A 996-nucleotide genomic window follows, 5' to 3' on the forward strand; every position below is an offset into this window, starting at 1 on the left:
GCGGGCGGCGATCTCGGTGGTGGTGGCCTGCTTGTCCGCGCCGTGGACGTGCAGGACGTGGTGTTCCATCGTGGTGACCGCGCCCTGGGAGGGGTCCACGGAGTGGACGACGGGGTCGGTGAGGTAGCGGCGGACCAGGAGGTCGACGTTGCGGTCCAGGGTCGCGGAGAACAGCATCCGCTGGCCTTCGGGGCGGACCTGGTCCAGGAGCGCGGTGACCTGGGGCATGAAGCCCATGTCGGCCATCTGGTCGGCTTCGTCCAGGACGGTGATGGCGACCTGGTTGAGGCGGCAGTCGCCGCGGTCGATGAGGTCCTTGAGGCGGCCGGGGGTCGCGACGACCATTTCGGCGCCGCCGCGCAGGGCGCTGGCCTGGCGGCCGATGGGCATGCCGCCCACGACGGTCGCCGTGCGCAGGCCCAGGGCGCGGGCGTAGGGGGTGAGGGCCTCGGTGACCTGCTGGGCGAGCTCGCGGGTCGGTACCAGGATCAGGGCCAGGGGCTGGCGGGGCTCGGCGCGCTGTCCGGCGGTGCGGGCGAGCAGGGCCAGGCCGAAGGCGAGGGTCTTGCCGGAGCCGGTGCGGCCGCGGCCCAGGACGTCGCGGCCGGCGAGGGAGTTCGGGAGCGTCGCGGCCTGGATCGGGAACGGCACCGATACGCCCTGTGTGCCCAGCGCGGCGAGGAGCTCGGCGGGCATGTCGAGGTCGGCGAACGCCTCGGCGGCCGGGAGCGCGGGGGTGATCGTCTTGGGGAGCGCGAACTCGCCCTGCGGCCCCGAGGAGCGGCGGCCGCCGCCGTATCCGGAACCGCCGGAGCGGCCGGAAGACCCGGAACGGGACGGCGCGGAGGAACCGAAACGGCTCCCGCGGCCCGACCCGCCCGACCCGCCGGAACCCGACGGGCTTCCGGAGCCGTACGAGCCGCCGTACGAGCCGCCGTAGGAGCCGCCGGAAGAACCCGAACCGCCACTGCGGCCCCGGGAAGAACGGTCATTGGT

At 74.6% G+C, this 996-nt stretch carries 1 protein-coding gene; it reads right to left on the bottom strand.

Going from position 1 to position 996, the window contains the following annotated elements:
- A partial coding sequence (locus tag OTB16_RS39140) for a DEAD/DEAH box helicase (protein ID WP_267727715.1) occupies positions 1 to 996 on the bottom strand: 996 nt, incomplete at both ends.

This window comes from Streptomyces antarcticus (assembly GCF_026627255.1).
Classification (GTDB): Bacteria; Actinomycetota; Actinomycetes; order Streptomycetales; family Streptomycetaceae; genus Streptomyces; species Streptomyces antarcticus.